The 17,145-nt window shown below is 60.4% G+C and carries 19 protein-coding genes, 1 tRNA gene and 1 riboswitch; of the genes, 11 read left to right on the forward strand and 9 right to left on the reverse strand.

The window, feature by feature from the left end:
• Positions 1-59 precede the first annotated feature (59 nt).
• Both CVE41_RS09185 and CVE41_RS09190 read right to left on the reverse strand, forming a co-directional pair.
• Positions 60-722 carry an RlmE family RNA methyltransferase gene (locus tag CVE41_RS09185; protein ID WP_100260373.1) on the reverse strand — a complete coding sequence of 221 codons (663 nt, stop codon included), beginning with the start codon at positions 720-722 and terminating at the stop codon, positions 60-62.
• Positions 719-1,951 (reverse strand): Ppx/GppA phosphatase family protein, encoded by a 1,233-nt coding sequence (locus CVE41_RS09190; RefSeq protein WP_100260374.1) that lies wholly within the window; start codon positions 1,949-1,951, stop codon positions 719-721. Before CVE41_RS09190 ends, CVE41_RS09185 begins: the two co-directional genes overlap by 4 nt.
• Positions 1,952-2,128: 177 nt before the next feature.
• Here CVE41_RS09190 and CVE41_RS09195 point away from each other — a divergent pair.
• Positions 2,129-2,202: transfer RNA gene (locus tag CVE41_RS09195), tRNA-Gln, on the forward strand.
• Between the two features lie 129 nt (positions 2,203-2,331).
• Entirely contained in the window at positions 2,332-3,270 is a 939-nt protein-coding gene (locus tag CVE41_RS09200) for an acyltransferase family protein (RefSeq protein WP_269800152.1), read from the forward strand.
• A gap of 66 nt (positions 3,271-3,336) precedes the next feature.
• On the opposite strand, the gene CVE41_RS09205 is transcribed toward CVE41_RS09200, so the two are convergent.
• On the reverse strand, positions 3,337-5,214 hold the full coding sequence (locus CVE41_RS09205; protein ID WP_157799466.1) for a hypothetical protein: 1,878 nt from the start codon (positions 5,212-5,214) through the stop codon (positions 3,337-3,339).
• 119 nt (positions 5,215-5,333) lie between these two features.
• Positions 5,334-5,440: riboswitch (TPP riboswitch) on the forward strand.
• Positions 5,441-5,476: 36 nt separating this feature from the next.
• On the opposite strand from CVE41_RS09205, the gene thiC reads away from it, so the two are divergent.
• Positions 5,477-7,384, forward strand: coding sequence for a phosphomethylpyrimidine synthase ThiC (gene thiC / locus CVE41_RS09210; protein ID WP_100260377.1), 1,908 nt, complete (start codon positions 5,477-5,479; stop codon positions 7,382-7,384).
• On the forward strand, positions 7,384-8,439 hold the full coding sequence (locus CVE41_RS09215; RefSeq protein WP_100260378.1) for a phospholipase D family protein: 1,056 nt from the start codon (positions 7,384-7,386) through the stop codon (positions 8,437-8,439). The genes thiC and CVE41_RS09215 overlap by 1 nt, the downstream gene beginning before the upstream one ends.
• Here the strand turns inward: CVE41_RS09215 and CVE41_RS09220 are convergent.
• The 4 genes from CVE41_RS09220 to CVE41_RS09230 form a co-directional block, all read right to left on the reverse strand.
• Positions 8,436-9,611 carry a DNA-methyltransferase gene (locus CVE41_RS09220; protein ID WP_198507638.1) on the reverse strand — a complete coding sequence of 392 codons (1,176 nt, stop codon included), beginning with the start codon at positions 9,609-9,611 and terminating at the stop codon, positions 8,436-8,438. The two genes, CVE41_RS09215 and CVE41_RS09220, sit on opposite strands and share 4 nt — an antisense overlap.
• A 24-nt stretch (positions 9,612-9,635) precedes the next feature.
• Positions 9,636-10,280 carry a DUF2726 domain-containing protein gene (locus tag CVE41_RS09225; protein ID WP_100260380.1) on the reverse strand — a complete coding sequence of 215 codons (645 nt, stop codon included), beginning with the start codon at positions 10,278-10,280 and terminating at the stop codon, positions 9,636-9,638.
• A gap of 465 nt (positions 10,281-10,745) precedes the next feature.
• A complete protein-coding gene (locus tag CVE41_RS14975) occupies positions 10,746-10,877 on the reverse strand; it encodes a hypothetical protein (protein WP_267903957.1) in 132 nt (43 codons plus the stop codon).
• A gap of 96 nt (positions 10,878-10,973) precedes the next feature.
• The gene (locus CVE41_RS09230) at positions 10,974-11,447 is read right to left on the reverse strand and encodes a YaiI/YqxD family protein (protein ID WP_100260381.1); all 474 of its coding nucleotides are present in this window, start codon (positions 11,445-11,447) and stop codon (positions 10,974-10,976) included.
• An 80-nt stretch (positions 11,448-11,527) separates the two neighbouring features.
• Between CVE41_RS09230 and CVE41_RS09235 the strand changes: the two genes are divergently transcribed.
• Both CVE41_RS09235 and CVE41_RS09240 read left to right on the forward strand, forming a co-directional pair.
• Positions 11,528-11,932 carry a nuclear transport factor 2 family protein gene (locus tag CVE41_RS09235; RefSeq protein WP_100260382.1) on the forward strand — a complete coding sequence of 135 codons (405 nt, stop codon included), beginning with the start codon at positions 11,528-11,530 and terminating at the stop codon, positions 11,930-11,932.
• A gap of 87 nt (positions 11,933-12,019) precedes the next feature.
• A complete protein-coding gene (locus CVE41_RS09240) occupies positions 12,020-13,519 on the forward strand; it encodes a serine hydrolase domain-containing protein (RefSeq protein WP_157799467.1) in 1,500 nt (499 codons plus the stop codon).
• 3 nt (positions 13,520-13,522) lie between these two features.
• Here the strand turns inward: CVE41_RS09240 and CVE41_RS09245 are convergent, their stop codons facing one another.
• Positions 13,523-14,092 (reverse strand): lipocalin family protein, encoded by a 570-nt coding sequence (locus CVE41_RS09245; RefSeq protein ID WP_100261465.1) that lies wholly within the window; start codon positions 14,090-14,092, stop codon positions 13,523-13,525.
• 56 nt (positions 14,093-14,148) lie between these two features.
• Here CVE41_RS09245 and CVE41_RS14760 point away from each other — a divergent pair, with 56 nt between their 5' ends.
• The gene (locus CVE41_RS14760; RefSeq protein ID WP_198507639.1) at positions 14,149-14,304 is read left to right on the forward strand and encodes a hypothetical protein; all 156 of its coding nucleotides are present in this window, start codon (positions 14,149-14,151) and stop codon (positions 14,302-14,304) included.
• Positions 14,305-14,337: 33 nt separating this feature from the next.
• On the opposite strand, the gene CVE41_RS09250 is transcribed toward CVE41_RS14760, so the two are convergent.
• Entirely contained in the window at positions 14,338-14,757 is a 420-nt protein-coding gene (locus CVE41_RS09250; RefSeq protein WP_100260384.1) for a pyridoxamine 5'-phosphate oxidase family protein, read from the reverse strand.
• 337 nt (positions 14,758-15,094) lie between these two features.
• Here CVE41_RS09250 and CVE41_RS09255 point away from each other — a divergent pair, with 337 nt between their 5' ends.
• The 4 genes from CVE41_RS09255 to CVE41_RS09270 all read left to right on the forward strand — a co-directional run bounded on the left by CVE41_RS09255 (position 15,095) and on the right by CVE41_RS09270 (position 17,122).
• Positions 15,095-15,439 (forward strand): HPF/RaiA family ribosome-associated protein, encoded by a 345-nt coding sequence (locus CVE41_RS09255; protein WP_100260385.1) that lies wholly within the window; start codon positions 15,095-15,097, stop codon positions 15,437-15,439.
• Positions 15,440-15,649: 210 nt separating this feature from the next.
• A complete protein-coding gene (locus tag CVE41_RS09260; protein WP_100260386.1) occupies positions 15,650-15,862 on the forward strand; it encodes a cold-shock protein in 213 nt (70 codons plus the stop codon).
• A gap of 82 nt (positions 15,863-15,944) precedes the next feature.
• Positions 15,945-16,154: a hypothetical protein gene (locus CVE41_RS09265; RefSeq protein WP_100260387.1), complete on the forward strand. Its 210-nt coding sequence runs from the start codon at positions 15,945-15,947 to the stop codon at positions 16,152-16,154.
• 389 nt (positions 16,155-16,543) lie between these two features.
• Complete coding sequence (locus CVE41_RS09270) at positions 16,544-17,122, forward strand: fasciclin domain-containing protein (RefSeq protein WP_100260388.1); 579 nt, start codon at positions 16,544-16,546, stop codon at positions 17,120-17,122.
• The last annotated feature ends 23 nt before the right edge of the window (positions 17,123-17,145 follow it).

Consider the following 17,145-nt stretch of genomic DNA (forward strand, 5'->3'; position numbering starts at 1 on the left):
ACGATTTTAAAGAAAGCCCCGCTCCGGCGGGGTTTTTCGTACCTGGCGCAGGCGCTGCGTCAGTTGCCTTTGAAGCCTTGGGCAATCACGTACCACTCGCTCGAGCCCTTGCGGCTCGCAGGGGGCTTGGCGTGTTTGACGGTCTTGAAATGCTTCTTGAGCAGGTCGAGCAGGTCCTTGTCCGTTCCGCCCGCAAGAACCTTGGCGAGGAAGGTGCCGCCTTTTTCCAGGTTTTCGACCGCGAACCAGGCGCCCGCTTCGACGAGACCCATGGTGCGCAAGTGGTCGGTTTGCTTGTGACCGACGGTATTGGCAGCCATGTCGCTCATCACTAGATCGGCCTTGCCGCCCATCGCCTCTTCCAGCACGCGGGGCGCGTCGTCGTCCATGAAATCCATCTGGAAGATAGTGACCCCTTCGATCGGCTCCACCTCCAGCAGGTCGATGCCGACGATATCGGCCTTGGGCACGACCTTGCGCGCGACCTGGCTCCACCCGCCCGGAGCGATGCCGAGATCGACGATCCGTTTCGCGCCTCTCAGGATGCCGAATTTCTCGTCCATCTCGATCAGCTTGTAGGCGGCGCGACTGCGATAGCCGTCGGCCTTGGCCTGCTTTACATAGGGATCGTTGAGCTGGCGTTGCAGCCAGCGTGTCGACGATTCGCTGCGTTTCTTGGCGGTGCGTACCCGTGTGTCGCGGTCCTTGCCCGAACGGCTCATACGTCCTGCTCCCTCATGCGTTGCAGGGCGACGCGGCTGCGTTCCCCGTCGGCATCGGCGGCCATCAGGCTGCGCAGGATGCCTTCGCGAATACCGCGATCGGCAACGCCCAGCGTTTCGGACGGCCAGATGTCGAGGATCGATTCCAGGATCGCGCAACCTGCCACAACCAGATTGGCGCGATCGTCGCCGATGCACGGCAATTGTTGCCGTTCCTGCCCGCTCATGCGGGAAAGGCGGGTCGAGATTGTGCGCATGGCCTCCGATTCCAGGATCAGCCCGTCCACCGCTCGCCGGTCGTATTGCGGCAGCTCGAGATGGAGGCTCGCCAAGGTAGTTACCGTGCCGCTCGTGCCCAGGAGGCGGATGGGGTGGGCACCCTTTATGTGACCTTCGATACGCTTCGCAAAGTCGGCAAAGCTGTCCATGACCGTGCGGCGCATCCGGTTATACCGGTCGAGCCGGGTCTCGAGGCTTTCATCCGACCCGGTTACCGTGTCGGTCAGCGAGACGACGCCCCACGGCACGCTCATCCAGTCGATGATGCGGGGGACCGCGCCGCTCGGCTCGACCAGGACGAGCTCGGTGGAGCCGCCGCCAATGTCGAAAATCACAGCGGGGCCGGGGCCGTCTTCAAGCAGGATATGGCAGCCCAGCACAGCGAGGCGCGCCTCTTCCTGTGCGGAGATTATGTCGAGCACGATGCCGGTTTCCTCGCGCACCCGCTCGATGAAAGCTTCCCCGTTCGACGCGCGGCGGCAGGCCTCGGTGGCGACCGATCTTGCGAGATGGACGTGGCGGCGGCGCAGCTTCTCCGCACAGACGTGTAATGCGGCCAGTGTGCGTTCCATCGAGGCGTCGGACAGTTTGCCGCTCGCCGCCAGCCCTTCGCCGAGGCGCACGACGCGGCTGAAGGCATCGATAACAGTGAAATTCTCGCCCGAAGGCCGGGCGATCAGCAGGCGGCAGTTATTGGTGCCGAGGTCGAGCGCGGCATAGGCCTGCCGACGCTGGGGTGGGCGAGCCTGCGATTGCTGCTGGGATTTTTCGAACGGGTTTTGCGGCTTTTCGCCGACGCGCGGATGCGCCGCGCGAGAGGCCGGTTTACGGCCTTTCTTGCCATCGGGCCGGGAAGGGCGCTTGTAGCGGAAATCGGCTACCTTGCCGGACGTGCCGCCCCTGTTTTTCCCATGCCCCCTTTTACTGTCCGGCGGAGATTGATCCGCCATGGGGTATCTTCTTTCTATCCTCCCGCACGAACCAACGCGCACGGGGACTTGGCCATGATGCTAGCGACGAGAGGCCTTGGGGGCAAGCACAAGGGTTGACCTTGCGAATGCGCGAAACTAAGTGCGCGTCCTCTCCCGGCATCGCTTGCGATTCTCGCGCTTGGCCGGTGATGATGATGCCCCGTCGTCTAATGGTAAGACTACGGACTCTGACTCCGTCAATTGAGGTTCGAATCCTCACGGGGCATCCAGTTTTCTTCCCACGCACCGGCGCCAGTCGATCGTATGTCGGCTCTATCTCTCATGTCCCTTGTTGGGGCATCGGTCATGAAATGGGCCGCTGGGGTAAGCGAATCGCCCACCTTTGGGTAAGTCGAGGCATGGAAAGGCTTCACGGATTGGATGCTCTGCGGGGAATGGCGGCACTGGTGGTGCTCGCGTTCCATATTGGGCTCATCTACGGATTGGAGCCGATTTTCCCCAACGGCTGGCTGGCCGTCGATTTCTTTTTCGCATTGTCGGGATATGTCCTGGCAAGGACTTATGAGGGTAGGCTCCGCCAGTCGATCGGGTTGTGGCAATTTTCCAAGAAGCGTTTCTTCCGGTTCTGGCCCGTAGTGCTTTTCGGCGGTGTGATCGGTGCGCCCTGGATACTGGCATCCAATGGTCCGATAGATGCAATCGCAATTGTTGCGCTCAACGTCCTGCTGATCCCGTACTTCAAGGGCGAGGATATTTTCCCGCTCAACGGCCCCTACTGGTCATTGTTTTATGAATTTGTGGCCAATGTCGCCCATGCCTTCCTGCTGTCGCGGCTCGATACGCGCAAACTGGTCGTGCTGGTTATCGCTTGCGCGATCGGAATGCTCTTCATGGGGCATTCCTATGGCGGGCTGAGCTTCGGTACCGCGCCAGATACTTTTGCTGCGGACTTTGTTAGGGTCACCTTTTCCTACGGGCTCGGGGTGCTTCTTTATCGGGTATGGCAGGACAAGCCGCCGGTGAAAATCCTGTGGCCGGCGGCAATCCTGCTCGGATCGCTTGCTCTCATCGGCCGCGGTCCCTTCGATGGGTACATGGCACAGCTGTCCTTCGTGTTGGCCGTGGTACCCCTCGTAATCGCGGGAGGTCTTGGCTGGGACACGCGCCTTTCCGGACTCGGGACATTGTCCTTTCCACTATATGCCGTGCATCATCCCATCGTTTTTTACTGCGCGATATCCGGACTGCATCCGGCAATTGCAGTGGGTTTCTCCCTGGCGGCTGCGGCGCTCTATGTCGCGCTCGACAAGCGGTTTCGCTTCCTCAAGCTTGAATAGTCTGTTGGCTTTGATCTTCTGCCACCGGGCGCAGTTGCCGGACCGAAAGGTTGTGGAGCAGTAAGCCTAGTCGAACCAGCCCTTTTTCTTCTTGTTGCCGAACCAGTCGGTTTCCTCTTTCGGGGCCAGCCAGTTGTCTTTGGCCTTCTCATCCTTGCCTTTGGAGGAGATCCGGATGCCGGCGATTTCGGTGCTCATCTGGCCATCGCTGCGCACATCGATCCCGCCCATGCTCACGGTGTGCTTGCCGTCGCTGTGCAGGGTCACGCCATCCATGGCGCGCATGTTCCAGTTTCCTTCCGTATCCATGGAAACCCCGTCCATCACTTCGAATGTGGCACGGTCGCCGGCATAATTGGCACCCCCGCTATTGACCGACAGCCCGCCGGGATTGTTGGGCGCGACCGGGCTGCGCCTGTCGGCATGCTGGACCGTGACGGGATTGGGTTCGCTCCCGTTGCGCATTGCGGCGGCAACCTGGTGATCGCGCCAGGTCCACTCGTTACGCGGCAGTTTCATGACCAGCTCGGGGAAGAAGGTGACCTGGAGCCTCCTGATATTCATCCGCTTGGTGTTGTTCTTGTCCCCGCGCTCTGCGGTCTTGCTGGCGGTTGCGCGCATCCGCTTGCGGCGAAATGCCAGCATAGGCTCGCGGAAATAGCCCGCCAGACCTGCGGCGATCGCGAACAGGGCCTCGTACACGACTGTCGAATTGTACAGTTCGCGCTGGAAACTGAGCACAAGGACAAACCCGATACCCGCAGCCAGAACCCCCAGTATAGGCACTTTCAGCTTTCTCCGAGCGTCGGAATCCTTCCCGCTGAAATCGAACAATCGCAGCGGTGCCAAGCCGATCGTCAATCCGACCGCGATATATGCGGCCAGGTTCAGCCAGCTGAAGCTCAGATCGTCGATGTAGCGGGCGGAGCTCATGTAGAAGAGCAGCAGCACGAATACTGGCGCGGCAAACAGGATTGCCTGTTTCTTGCGGTCGAGCTTGTCGATAAATCCTGTGATCTTGTCTTCAAGGGTGTCCGGTTCGGCAGCTACCTTCTCTGCAGCATCCTCGCGCACGCGCTCGAGGGCGTCGGCTTGGTCGGCGGCAATAAGGGCGGCGGTTCTCAGAAAGGCTTCTGGTCCGATCGTCCGACGGCCCTGCCTCGCTATCAGGTCCTTGAACCACTCGCGCTCGCACGCACGCTCGTAGCGGAATGCTTTTTCGACCGGATAGCGGGAGGAGGCATCCCGTTCGCATTTATCCGTGCCGAAAAGTTCGGAAAGGATTTCGCTATGAGCCGAGGTGGAAACATACTCGGTGGCGTCGATAAACTCTCGGCTCGGTGTGTCCGATCCCGACAGGGCCTGCGTGGCAAAATCTAATTCCAGATCGCGGTTTGCAAACAGGCTGTTGCCCAGGTCGAAGCCTGGCACCGAATAAAGGCTTTCGTAAAGCAGCATATCGCCGCGCGCGGTCAGGGCCCGCTGCAGCTCCTCGCGCCATATCGCATCGATTTGCGCCAGTTCGGCGCTCTTGCCGAAGACCCTTTCGTCGGTCAGCAAATGCCACTCGTAAAGCCGGCCCGCGAGGCGAACCGAAAAGGCGGTAGAGTTTACGTAATCGTCATGGAGGTGTTGCTTGAAGTAGTCGCGCACCGTCTCTTCGTTCAGCGGCACGCCCATGGTTTCGGGAGTCCAGTCCGGACAGTTCGCCATGGCGAATTCGAACAGGGCGCGGCTTCCTTCATGCTCGTCCAGTAACTTGTCGAGCATGAGCTTCGCGTCATAGTCCCTGGCCTCGTCCTCGAGCCATTTCTGGACGTATCCTTCGTTGATGTGCTCCTTTGCCACGTCCTCGTTGGCGACCATGCTGGCCGCCAGTTCCGCCGTGCTGTGACATTCGGCGCCCGCGAACTTGTAAGGGCGAATTGATGCAGTATTGGTCATGAACATCCCCCGTTATTCACTCGTCCTACTAATAGAATTAGTAACAAAAGTTAAACCGGGTTGGCGGAGCGGCTGGGGAAAGGCCGCCTTGCGGAGCGAGCGCTTCGGTCGTAAACGGGCAGTCATCCCCGGGGAGCCGCTTGGCTGAGAGGGGCGCGTAGCACCGCCCGACCCGTCGAACCTGAACCGATTAGCATCGGCGGAGGGAGTGGAGCGGCGCCACAATACCGCTCTTCCTTCGCCTTATGGAGAGAGCATTCGCATGGCCGACATCAACAGCAAATTCGACATCGGCGTCACCACCGGACCCATTCGAGGCAGCCGCAAGGTCCATGTCGGCGCGAAGTCCGGCAGCGGCGTGCAGGTCGCCATGCGCGAGATCGACCTCGAGGGCGGCGAGCCCAGCGTGCGCGTCTACGACACCTCCGGCCCTTACACCGATCCCGATGCCACCATCGACATCCGGCAAGGCCTCGAACAGAAGCGCCGCGAGTGGATTCTCGCGCGCGGCGATGTCGAGGAATATGACGCGCGCGAAGTGAAGCCCGAAGACAACGGCCAGCTTGGCCCCGACCGTTCGGGCGGCGTCCCGGCTTTCCCGAACGTGGCGAAGAAGGTCCTGCGCGCCAAGCCCGGCATGAACGTCAGCCAGATGCATTACGCCCGCCGCGGCATCATCACGCCCGAGATGGAATATGTCGCGGAGCGCGAGAATTTGGGCCGCGAAATGCTGCGCGAGGAAGCCGCGCGCCTCACCGCGCGCAACGATGGCCAGCCCTGGGGCGCCGAGCTGCCCGATTACGTCACTCCCGAATTCGTACGCGACGAGGTGGCACGCGGCCGCGCGATCATTCCCAACAACATCAACCACCCCGAAACCGAGCCGATGGCGATCGGGCGCAACTTCCTCGTCAAGATCAACGCCAATATCGGCAACTCCGCCGTGGCATCCGACGTGGCGGCAGAGGTCGACAAGATGGTCTGGTCGATCCGCTGGGGTGCGGACACGGTCATGGACTTGTCCACGGGCCGCAACATCCACGACACGCGCGAATGGATTATCCGCAACTCGCCCGTCCCCATCGGCACCGTGCCGATCTACCAGGCGCTGGAAAAGGTCGGCGGTATTGCCGAGGACCTCACCTGGGAGATATTCCGCGACACGCTGATCGAACAGGCCGAACAGGGCGTCGACTATTTCACCATCCACGCCGGCGTGCGCCTGCCCTATGTCCCCATGACCGCAAAGCGCGTCACCGGCATCGTGTCGCGCGGCGGCTCGATCATGGCGAAATGGTGCCTCGCGCATCACAAGGAGAGCTTCCTCTACGAGCGCTTCGACGAGATCACCGAGATCATGAAGGCCTACGACATCGCCTATTCGCTGGGCGACGGCCTGCGCCCCGGCAGCATCGCCGACGCGAACGACGAAGCCCAGTTCGCCGAGCTCTACACGCTGGGCGAACTCACCAAGCGCGCCTGGCAGCAGGACGTGCAGGTGATGATCGAAGGCCCCGGCCACGTGCCGATGCACAAGATCAAGGAGAACATGGACAAGCAGCTGGAAGCCTGCGGTGAAGCGCCCTTCTACACGCTCGGCCCCCTCGTTACCGACATCGCGCCGGGTTACGACCACATCACCAGCGGCATCGGCGCGGCGCAGATCGGCTGGTACGGCACCGCCATGCTCTGCTACGTCACGCCCAAGGAACACCTCGGCCTGCCCGACCGCGACGATGTGAAAGTGGGCGTGGTGACCTACAAGCTCGCCGCCCACGCCGCCGATCTTGCCAAGGGCCACCCGGCCGCCAAGGTCCGCGACGACGCGCTTTCCAAGGCCCGCTTCGAATTCCGCTGGCGCGACCAGTTCAACCTCAGCCTCGACCCCGACACGGCCGAGCAATACCACGACCAGACCCTCCCCGCAGAAGGCGCCAAGACGGCTCACTTCTGCTCCATGTGCGGACCGAAATTCTGCTCGATGAAGATCACGCAGGAAGTGCGCGATTTCGCCGCGAAGCAGAACTCGGACAGCTATCTTGCGAGCGAGAACATCAAGCGCGAGACATCAGCCGAAGAGGCCGAGGAAGCGGAGAAGGGCATGGAAGAGATGAGCGAGGTGTATCGCGAGAAGGGCGAGAAGTTGTATTTGCCGGAGGAGCAGAACTGATGCAAACCCGACTTTACGTGCAGGGTGATCCCGGAGGTTCAAACTTTGCCGATACAATCAGGGAAATCGTTCAAGAGGGGATCTTTGATCGTTTAGACGTCGCTGTTGCGTATGCGACGACTGGCGGCGTGAAAATTATTCTAGACGCAGTAGAAGGACGTGATTTTCAGCTACGTTGGGTGTTCGGTCTTGATGACGCGATAACTCAGCCGAAGGTGCTCAAGGATCTGCGAAATAAGAAAGGCAGCGTCTTAAAAGTTTGTTCTCTTGGGCCGGGTCGCCGTTTTCATCCAAAGGTGTTCCGGTTTTGGTCTAGTCAAAACTCGAAGAGATCGACCCTGCTGATTGGCAGTGGAAACCTCACTAACCACGGACTTCAGCGAAACGCCGAGGCCGGAGCATTGCTAATCGCGGAGAACAAGAGCGAGGTGGAACAGCATCTGACGGCTTGGAAGTCCCTCGTCTCATTTGGCGAAACCCTCAGTTTGGAACGGCTCGCCGATTATGAAACGGAATATAAGCGAGCCAAGAAAGCGCGTACTAAAGTCGCAAAAAATTCCGATCTTGCCATTTTGGCGGATGGCGAACTCGAGTCCAAGAGGGGCGAGCTAATCGCACAGTCAGGCGTTCGTTGGATAGATATTCGCTCAGCGATGGCCAATGGGAGGGAGATTGAGTTTCCCAAGGCGATGACAGCATCCCTTGGGTTGCCTGCTAGTGGCAAATCTCCTGTCGACGTAACTTTGCGGGGTGAAGCTGGAGATGTCGTCAGTGCGACATTCAAGTTTCGCGAAAAAAATGGGATGTGGAGAATTCACATCCCAAAGGAGATACCGGGCTCGGATGATCTGCGCTTAAAAGCTCAAGGAAAGCTGCAGCCCTCTACCAAAGCGCTTCTGTTGACCGACGATATGACGGCTAGAGCCACATTCGTAGTCAGCTTTGTTGAGCTTGACGGTGAGGAGTACAAGAAATTGGTCGCACATTCTAAGGCTGGGAAGCTCTTTGATCGCACAAAAGAGGGCGACAGCGGTCGGAACTACGGCGTATTCTAGAGAGAGCGAACCACTTGCGGAGTGACATCCGCTTTCTGTAGTCTAACATTTGCAATTTCAATGAAATCCGCTGGATCGTTCTTGAATTGAACGGCTTCTTGGTTTCTCTCCATTCCGACGAAGCGCCGCTTCTCCAGAGCGGCAGCTAGAAGGAAGCTGCCGCTGCCAAATGCATTGTCGAGCACCACATCACCCTCATTTGTGAAGGTCCGGACCAGATAGCGTCCCAAATCAACGGGCTTTTGGGTTGGGTGCCAAACGTTGCGACCTGGTTCGCTTTCCGCGGTTTTGAAATAGATAATGTCGGAAGGATATCGCTGTCCTGTGCTTTTAACGTGCACTGGAGAAAAATCACCGTACGAACCGGAAAGCTGATTTTTGCGAATACCCTTGTCGTAGGGCTTACCAGATTTCATCTGAGGGTTGTAAGTCGGCGGTTTCTGGTAAAACACGCAAATATCTTCGTGTTTCCGAAGTGGCTGCTTCTTCGCGTTTAGGAAGTTTGTCGGCTTAGATTTCTCCCAGACAATCTTGTATTTGAACCATGACTCATTCGATAAAATCAGCTTGGCAGTAAAAACCCCTTGGGCAGATAGCACCACAGCCCCGTTCGGTTTCAGAATGCGGCGATATTCGTGCCACAATCGATCGAGATCGATAACAGAGTCCCATTTGTTCTGCGTGGTCCCGTATGGGAGGTCGCAAAGGATGAGGTCGACTGAATCTTCGGGTAGTTTGGGAAGAAGATCGAGGCAGTCGCCTTCGAAAAGCGTATTCAGATATTGATCTTCACGCAAAATGGCGGGTTCACGCGCACGAAGTTCGTCGATGATCTTTTTCGGAGCGGTTTTTCGCCCAGTCTCCCATGCGACAACATCGTCATAGGAAGCGGAATATTCCTGAACGATATCGAAGATTTCGATGCCAGCGCTTTCTCTCATGGCGGAAAACTCTGACACCACGATCCTCCATTGCTTCTGCCTTTCTCGTATAGAAGTCGTGGAATCTCGGCAATAGGATCGCGAATAGTTATATCCGAAATCGACTTGAATTCTGACCTTTTCATCGTGGATGCCTCGCTCAACCCCGCGAGCGCCTGCTGAACGCGTTCGGGCGAAGCCTTTCCGTTTTCCTAGTCCGCCAAAATCTGCCTTATCCTCGAGGATGAGCACCGAGAAGTTCCGGGGAAAGTATACTCAACACGCCGGAACCAGCTTCTCAACCAGCGCCCTGAGTTCGCTCGGCGTGGTGTGGCCGGCGACGATCTCGTGATAGCCGATGCCTGCCTTGCGAAGCGCTTCCTTCTTCACCGCATCGCGCGCGGCGGCGCTGGAGCCTGTGTGGTGGCCGCTGCCCTGGTATTCGAGCGCGTGCACGACCTGGCACTGTTCGTCCATCAGCGCGAAATCGACGCGCTTTGAATTGACCGCGAAATAGGCGTCCTTGTCAGGGCTGGCGAGGAATTCGCCGAGGCTCACCTGAGCCATCACCTGCCAGCCGGAATTGCGACCGATCACCGCCTTGTCGAGCGCGTCGAACACCTTCGCTTCAGACTTGTTGAGTAGCGAACGTGAGTTGAACGTGGCGCGGCTCACCAGCTTCAATTGTTCTGCGGCAAAATCGGCGCTGGCAACCTGCTTGCGCTCCGCTTTTTCGATGGTCCTCAGAGTGGGGCCCTTCTTGCCGAATTTCCTTGCATTGCGGCCTTGCCAATAGGCCTTGCGCCTGGCCGCATCGGCCTTGGCCATCGTCCGCTCGAAGCCAATCCCGATCAGCGCGCCGGCAAGCAGCACGAGAAGCAGTGCAACCGGACGATCGAGAAGGAAGTTTACCGTTTCCATTCAGGGACTTTAGCCCGCTGCCGGTTTGCAAAGCGTAAATCGGCCAGCGCTGCTTTTCACGCCGCAATGATGAACCCACTCGACCCAAACCCGCCAGTGCCTTCGGAAAACGCGGGAGGCCTTTCGGTTTTCCTACTTCGCCAAAACCTGCCTTATCCTTGCGGATGAGCACTCGGCAAAGCACTGCCCGTAATCTCCCCACCTTCGCCGCGGGGGCGATTTGCCCGCGCCAAGTGTCAACTTCGCGCGAGAGCCCCAGAACCACGCGATCATGCGGGTTTTCGGCAGAGAATGCCGGGTGACACGGTGTCGCCTATGTCAACTTCGCCCGTCGCCTCTGCGGAAGACGTCCCGGGTCGATACGATCCGGGGTCTCCTCTTTCGCAGGTGCTCGTGACGGGTGATCGGGAGGGCGCTCGATCCGGGGCAATCTGCCGCCGGTCGAACGCGGGGGGGGCGGAGCCCTTAGCTGTTACGCATATTCTCCAGACCCGCAATCGCACCGGGCTTGGTGCTGGGGTTGGAGGCGTTGGTCTTGACCTTTTCCTTCTTGGGCTTGCGCGCTTCGCGGCTCTTCTTTTGTTGGCCTTTGGCCATGGTCTTTTCCAATCGGGGCGGAATGCCCCGGGTCCACTATGGGCCGATTGCAGGGAATAGATAGCGAAACCGGCGGGCGCAGCTGTCTCGTCAGGCTCAGCCGCGCCCCAGCTTCACCAGCACCCGGTCCAGCGACTGCAGGAAGTTCGACCGGTCCGCCTTGCTGAATGGCGGCGGGCCGCCTCCGGCAGAACCGAGGGGGCCGTCCATCCCGGCGCGCAGGTCTTCCATGATGGCTCGGGTGGCGATGGCGCTGCCGATGCTGGCGGCGTCGAAGGGCTTGCCGTCGTGGCGCAGCACGGTGGCGCCCGTTTTCAGGCAGCGCTCGCCGAGCAGGATGTCGGCGGTGACGACCACGCTGCGCGGGGTGGCGTGGTCCGCGATCCAGTCGTCGGCGGCATCGAAGCCGTCGTCCACCACCACGCGCTTGACCCGGTCACTCACGGGCACGCGGAAGGGGCTGTTGCTCACCACGCGCACGTGCGCCTTGTGGCGCGCGGCCACGCGGTAGATTTCCTCTTTCACGGGGCAGGCATCGGCGTCGACGAGGATGGTGACAGGGGTCGGCATGGCGGCGTGCCTAGCGGGCCATCGGGCCGCGCACCAGCGCGCAGCTTGACGGGACGGGGGCGGAGGGGGAAACTCGTGCCATGACCCAGACCGAAACCAACCGCGCGCTCATCACCAAGGCTTACGACGGACTTGCGAAGGGTGACCCGACGCATTTCACCGCCCTGTTCGACGAGAATATCGAATGGCGTGTCATGGGATCGTCCGCCTGGTCGAAACATTTGAAGGGCCTGGAGGCGGTGGAGCGCGACCTCGTCGGCCCGCTCTTCGCGCGGATCGACGGGCCCTATCTCACCAAGGCCGAACTGATCCTAGCCGACGGCGACCGCGTGGCCGTGATCGCCAGGGGGGATGCCGCCACGGTCGACGGAGGCCGCTACGACAACGACTATTGCTTCGTCTTTCGGATGGCAGGCGGCAAGATCGTCGAAGTGCGCGAGTATATGGACACGATCCTGGCGGACGCGGCGCTGGGTTCGGCGTAAGCGCGGCTTTCGTTTACAACTGTAGACATGGCGGATGGGAGCCGTTACCCCGTGGGCAGATTCGATTGCTTGCGAGGGGTTTGAGAAGTGCCGAAAACAATATTGGCCAGCGCGTTGCTGGCACACGCAGCGCTCGCGGTCGCACTTCCCGATGCGGCATCGGCCCGGCCGGCAACTGGCGCTGCTACCCGCTCGGTCGAAGCGGGCGGGGCCCATGACGAGAAGATCGCGGCGATAGAGCAGGGCCTGCGTCCCGCACTCGGAGCGAAGGGCGAGCCGGGGCCGGTCTGGACGCTTGCGGAAAGGATGGCGCACCACCGCGTGCCCGCAATCAGCATAGCGGTGGCGATCGACGGCGAACTGGCCTGGGCGAGGGCTTACGGGGTGGCGCAAGCGGGGGGCAGCGAGGCGGTCGACACCGACACGCTGTTCCAAGCCGCTTCCCTCTCGAAACCGGTCGCTGCGCTCGCGGCGCTGACGCTGGTCGACGAGGGCAGGGTCGATCTCGATGCGCCTGTGAACGACTACCTCTCCTCCTGGAAAATTCCGCAGAACGCCTTCACCGCGCAGCGTCCCGTCACCTTGCGCCATCTGCTGTCGCATCGCGCAGGGACGACCGTTCACGGGTTCAGGGGCTACGATATTGCCGAGGTCTATCCGTCGAGCGAACAGGTCCTCACCGGCGAGGCGCCTGCCAACACCCAGCCCATCGTGGTCGACAAGGTCCCGGGGGAGGGCCGCCGCTATTCGGGTGGCGGGTACCAGATCGTGCAGCTCCTGATCGAGGATGTCGCGACTACCCCTTTTGCGGATTACGTAACATCCCACGTCCTTGAACCCGCCGGATTGTTGCTCAGCAATTACGCTTACCTCCAGCGTGGCAGCAATTTGGCGCTGGGCCACAGGGGCAAGGCATCACAGGCAATGGCGGGGCACGGCTATTACGCCTATCCCGAAATGGCGGCGGCCGGGCTGTGGACGACACCGAGCGAGTTGGTGCTGCTCGGCAGCAAAGTGGCCGATGCGCGCAACAATTCCGCAGGGCTTGTCTCCAGCAAGTTGGCCAAGCAGCTGGTCCCGGACAGCGCGGATGATGCGGGCCTCGGCTTCGGGCTCAACGCACCCGGCGACGGGATCGTCTTCGTCCACAACGGGCATAATCCCGGATACAGCGCCCGCTGGTTCAACTATGCCGATGGCAGGGCGAGCGTGGCGATCCTCACCAACTCCGATACCGGAGGAGACCTGATCCGGGAGGTGGCGAGCGCGATCGGCCACGTCTACGGCTGGAAACAGGATGCGTTCGAGGAACGGGAAACGGTCGCCCTGCCGGCAAAGTGGCAAGACGCGGTTTCGGGTGGATATGCCTTCAATCAAGAAGCGGCTTCCCCGATCGTCGAGATCGAGGTCGATGACGGCAAGCTGTGGATCGAGGGCGAGATCGCCGAGCGTTCACCCTTCTATGCCACCTCGCGAACCGAGTTCTTCATCCCGTCGGGCTTGAACTTCACTATCGAGCTCGGTCCCGATGGAGATGTCGAGGCCCTCGATATCGAAGGCGAGATACGATTGGTGAAATTGGGCTGATCCCTAGGGCAGATTTGCCGGTTGCTCGGTCTTGCGGACCAGGCTCCAGTCGTAGCCCAGCTCTTTCACCCGCCGTTCCAGCAGGACGCGCGTATCCGCATCTGGCTGCGCCTTGCGAGTGAGCATCCAGAGATAGCGCCCGCTCGGCTCGCCTACGATGGACCAGGGGTAGAGGCCGTCCGCGCCTTGTTCGCCGCGGTCGAGCACCCAGTAATCGCCATAGAAGGGGCCGAAGAAGCTGACCTTGAGTTTCGCGCCCGCGCTGTCCTCGACGATCTTGGCCTTGCCGGTCGACTGGTCGAATTCGCCGTCGAGGCTGTCCTTGTAGCAGGAATTGACGACCTTGATCTTGCCGTCGTCGCGCAGCGAATATTCCGCCGTCACGCCTTCGCAGCCTTCCTGGAACGGCGCTTCGTACCGTGCGTACTCGTACCACTTGCCCAGATAGGCCTGCGTTTCCACCGGCTTGGCCGGTTGCGGGACACTGGCATTGCCGACCGGGCCGGGCGTGCCGACACAGGCGGCGGCAAGAGCGAGTACAGGGGCGAGGATGAGGGCGCGAAAGGTGTTCATGTCAGCCAAACCGCGACCAAGCTGGTCAGGTTCCCCGATTGCCGCCATAGGGGCGCATGGCCGACCTATATCTCAAGAACCTCGAATCAGAACGCCGCCAGCTGTGGGCGAAGTGCCGCCTGCACGGACTTGCGAAGGACACTCCCGAACGTCAGCGGATCGCCGCCATCGACGAGGCGATTGCGGCCCACAAGGCGAAGCAGAAGGGCTGACGCTCGCCGGGATACGCGGCGGGCATTGGCGGATCAGGGCGTCAGTTCGCCCTGTTCACGACCCTCCCACCAGGCGATGCGTTTCGGGCTGACTTCAATCAGGACGAGGCCGTCCGTATCGAGGCCGTTCTCGAACCACTTTTCCAGGTCCTTGACCCAGTGCTTTTCCAGCGTGGTGCGATCGCGGTGGAGTTTGCCTGTGCCTTGCACCGCGCAATAGAATTCGCCGCTGGTGTAGGTGGCGCCGCATTGGCCGGAGCTTTTCAGATCATCGTCGATCCGGCCGTCATCGGTCGCGAAGTGGTAGGTGGTGCCGTCGCTTTCGCTCACGTCCTGGTTGTTCGACATGGGACGCGCGGCAATCGCACTTTCCTTGCCGGTCTTGGTGACGAGCATGGCGACATCGATTGATTTGAGCTTTTCGGCGATCTGGGCAAGCGAACGGTCGGGCATGGGCGTCTCCAAGTGAGTGAGGGTGGTGCGAAGACAACGGGCTGGGCGTCCATCGGTGCCCGGCGACGCGCGCGTAAGTCTTTCCTACGAAGGCGGAATCTGCCTCTTTGTCCGGCTATGCGCATGCCCCCGAACCCCCTCTCGAATCGGTGCTCGAGGTCTTGGCGCGTCTCCGGAGGTTTTTCTTCCGGGACAGTGTTCCATCCGTTCCACTCTGTCGGGACCCGCCTCGGGGAAAGCCTATTGGCGCACCGGTTGCGATTGTGCTGGAAAGCGCTGTGCCAACCCCCATATCGAGAAGTGGGACGGGTAAGAGAGAACACAAAGGAGCATACCCATGCAGGTCCAGTTCAATTCCGACAGTTCGGTAATGGGCACGGAAAACGTCGCAGAACGCATCGAGGCCAGCGTGCGGGACAAGCTGGCACGATTCGCGGACCGGCTGACCCGGGTGGAAATCCACGTGCGCGACGAAAACGGTCCAAAGCACGGGGCTGACGACAAGGCTTGCATGATCGAAGCGCGGCCGCGCGGTGGCAAGCCCATCGGTGTAACCGAGCACGCGGCGAAGGTAGACGATGCGGCCAGCAAGGCTGCGCGAACGCTCGTCCAGCGGCTCGAACGGCAGTTCGGCAAGGCGGAGCGTCACAGTCACGATGCGCGTCCCGACAAGGTCTTGTAATAAAATTAGGCGTTTCGGCGAGGGCGTGGTAGTGCGCCCTCGCTGACGTCGAAATTTGCGACGGACTTCGGATTTTGACGACCGCCGCCTGCCCTTCCCGAAGGGCCCCGGCGTAAACCAGACTACGTTTTCCTTTCATCGGACGATTTGACGCACGACCCATGCGGCACGCTGCTGCGCGGGCAATTACGTTCTTGAAAGGAACACCACATGGCCAAGACTGGCACCGTAAAATTCTTCAATGCCGACAAAGGCTATGGTTTCATCCAGCCCGACGACGGCTCGCCCGACAGCTTCGTGCACATCACGGCCGTTCAGGCTGCCGGCATGCAGAGCCTCGACAAGGACCAGCGTCTTAACTTCGACGTTGAGCAGGGCCGCAACGGCAAAGAAAGCGCCGTGAACCTGTCGTCGGCTGACTAAGCCAGCAAACATTTCGCGCGTCGCGGGTGTCTTCGGACCCCGCGGCGCGCGATTTACTCGCACCTTTTGACGGAGCCACGGGATGAGCCAGACTTACGAATTCTATGCCGCGCGAGCCAGCGAAGCTGCAGCAGAGGCTAAAAAGGCTACACTCGACAATGTCCGCGAGCGGGCACTGCGCTCCGAAGCAACATGGCTGGGATTGGCCAAACAAGCGCGTGCCGTGGCCAAGCGCCGCGAGAAAATCGAATCCGAAAAGGCCGCCGAACGCGAAGCGGCCGCTGCTTCGTAGCACCCTGACCGACCTCTGATCTCGAGGCACGGTCACAAAGGATTCGCATCTCCTTTGCGATAGCGGACAGTGGCCTGCCTCTGCGACGAGAATTGCGTACCGCTCTGGAATTGCGATTTCTCTGCGTACATCGCCCAATCGATCGCAATCCCCCAGCCTGCTTTTTCGGGACTGTTCTGAAGCCGTAGGGCTCGAACTCCAACTGCACCCCGATCACTGACAGTCGGTCGTTACGACGGAGCCGGCAACACTCCGCCGCTGGAGCGGCCCGGACTGCCATATTCCCGACAAATTCGGAACGTTTGCCCTCTCTCTATCGTTGTGTTTGCGAAGCGCCAGTCGGGTGGGCCGGCTGTATTTGCGCTGCAAAACATTCAAAGGGTACACAAATGAAAAAGCTGACAATTGCACTCGCATCTGCCGCATCGCTCGCGATCGCCGCGTGCGCCGAAGAACCGGCCGAAAATGCCGGTTATGACGACAACGCCGCCGCCGACCAGATGACCAACGACGACATGGCCCCGGGCTCGATCGTCGAAGTCGCACAGGGTGACGAGACCTTTTCGACCCTCGTGAGCGCCGTAACGGCTGCTAACCTCGGCGAAACGCTTTCGGGCGAAGGTCCGTTCACGGTATTCGCGCCGACGAATGACGCGTTTGCCAAGATCCCGGAAGCGACGCTCACCGAACTCACCACCAATGACACCGAAACGCTTGGTAACATCCTGACGTACCACGTCGTCGAAGGTAACGTCGATGCTGCTACGCTGACGCAGGCAATCACCGATGCGGGCGAAGGCGGTTACACGATCAACACCGTTAATGGCGGCACGCTCACTGCGAATGTCGTCGATGGCAACGTCGTGCTTACAGATGCCGCAGGCGGCACCTCGACCGTGACCGCGACCGACGTCGCAGCGTCGAATGGCGTGATCCACGTCATCGATACGGTCCTGATACCCCAGTAATCGGATAGCATCTGATTTAAAAG

This window comes from Qipengyuania seohaensis, assembly GCF_002795865.1.
GTDB classification, from domain to species: domain Bacteria; phylum Pseudomonadota; class Alphaproteobacteria; order Sphingomonadales; family Sphingomonadaceae; genus Qipengyuania; species Qipengyuania seohaensis.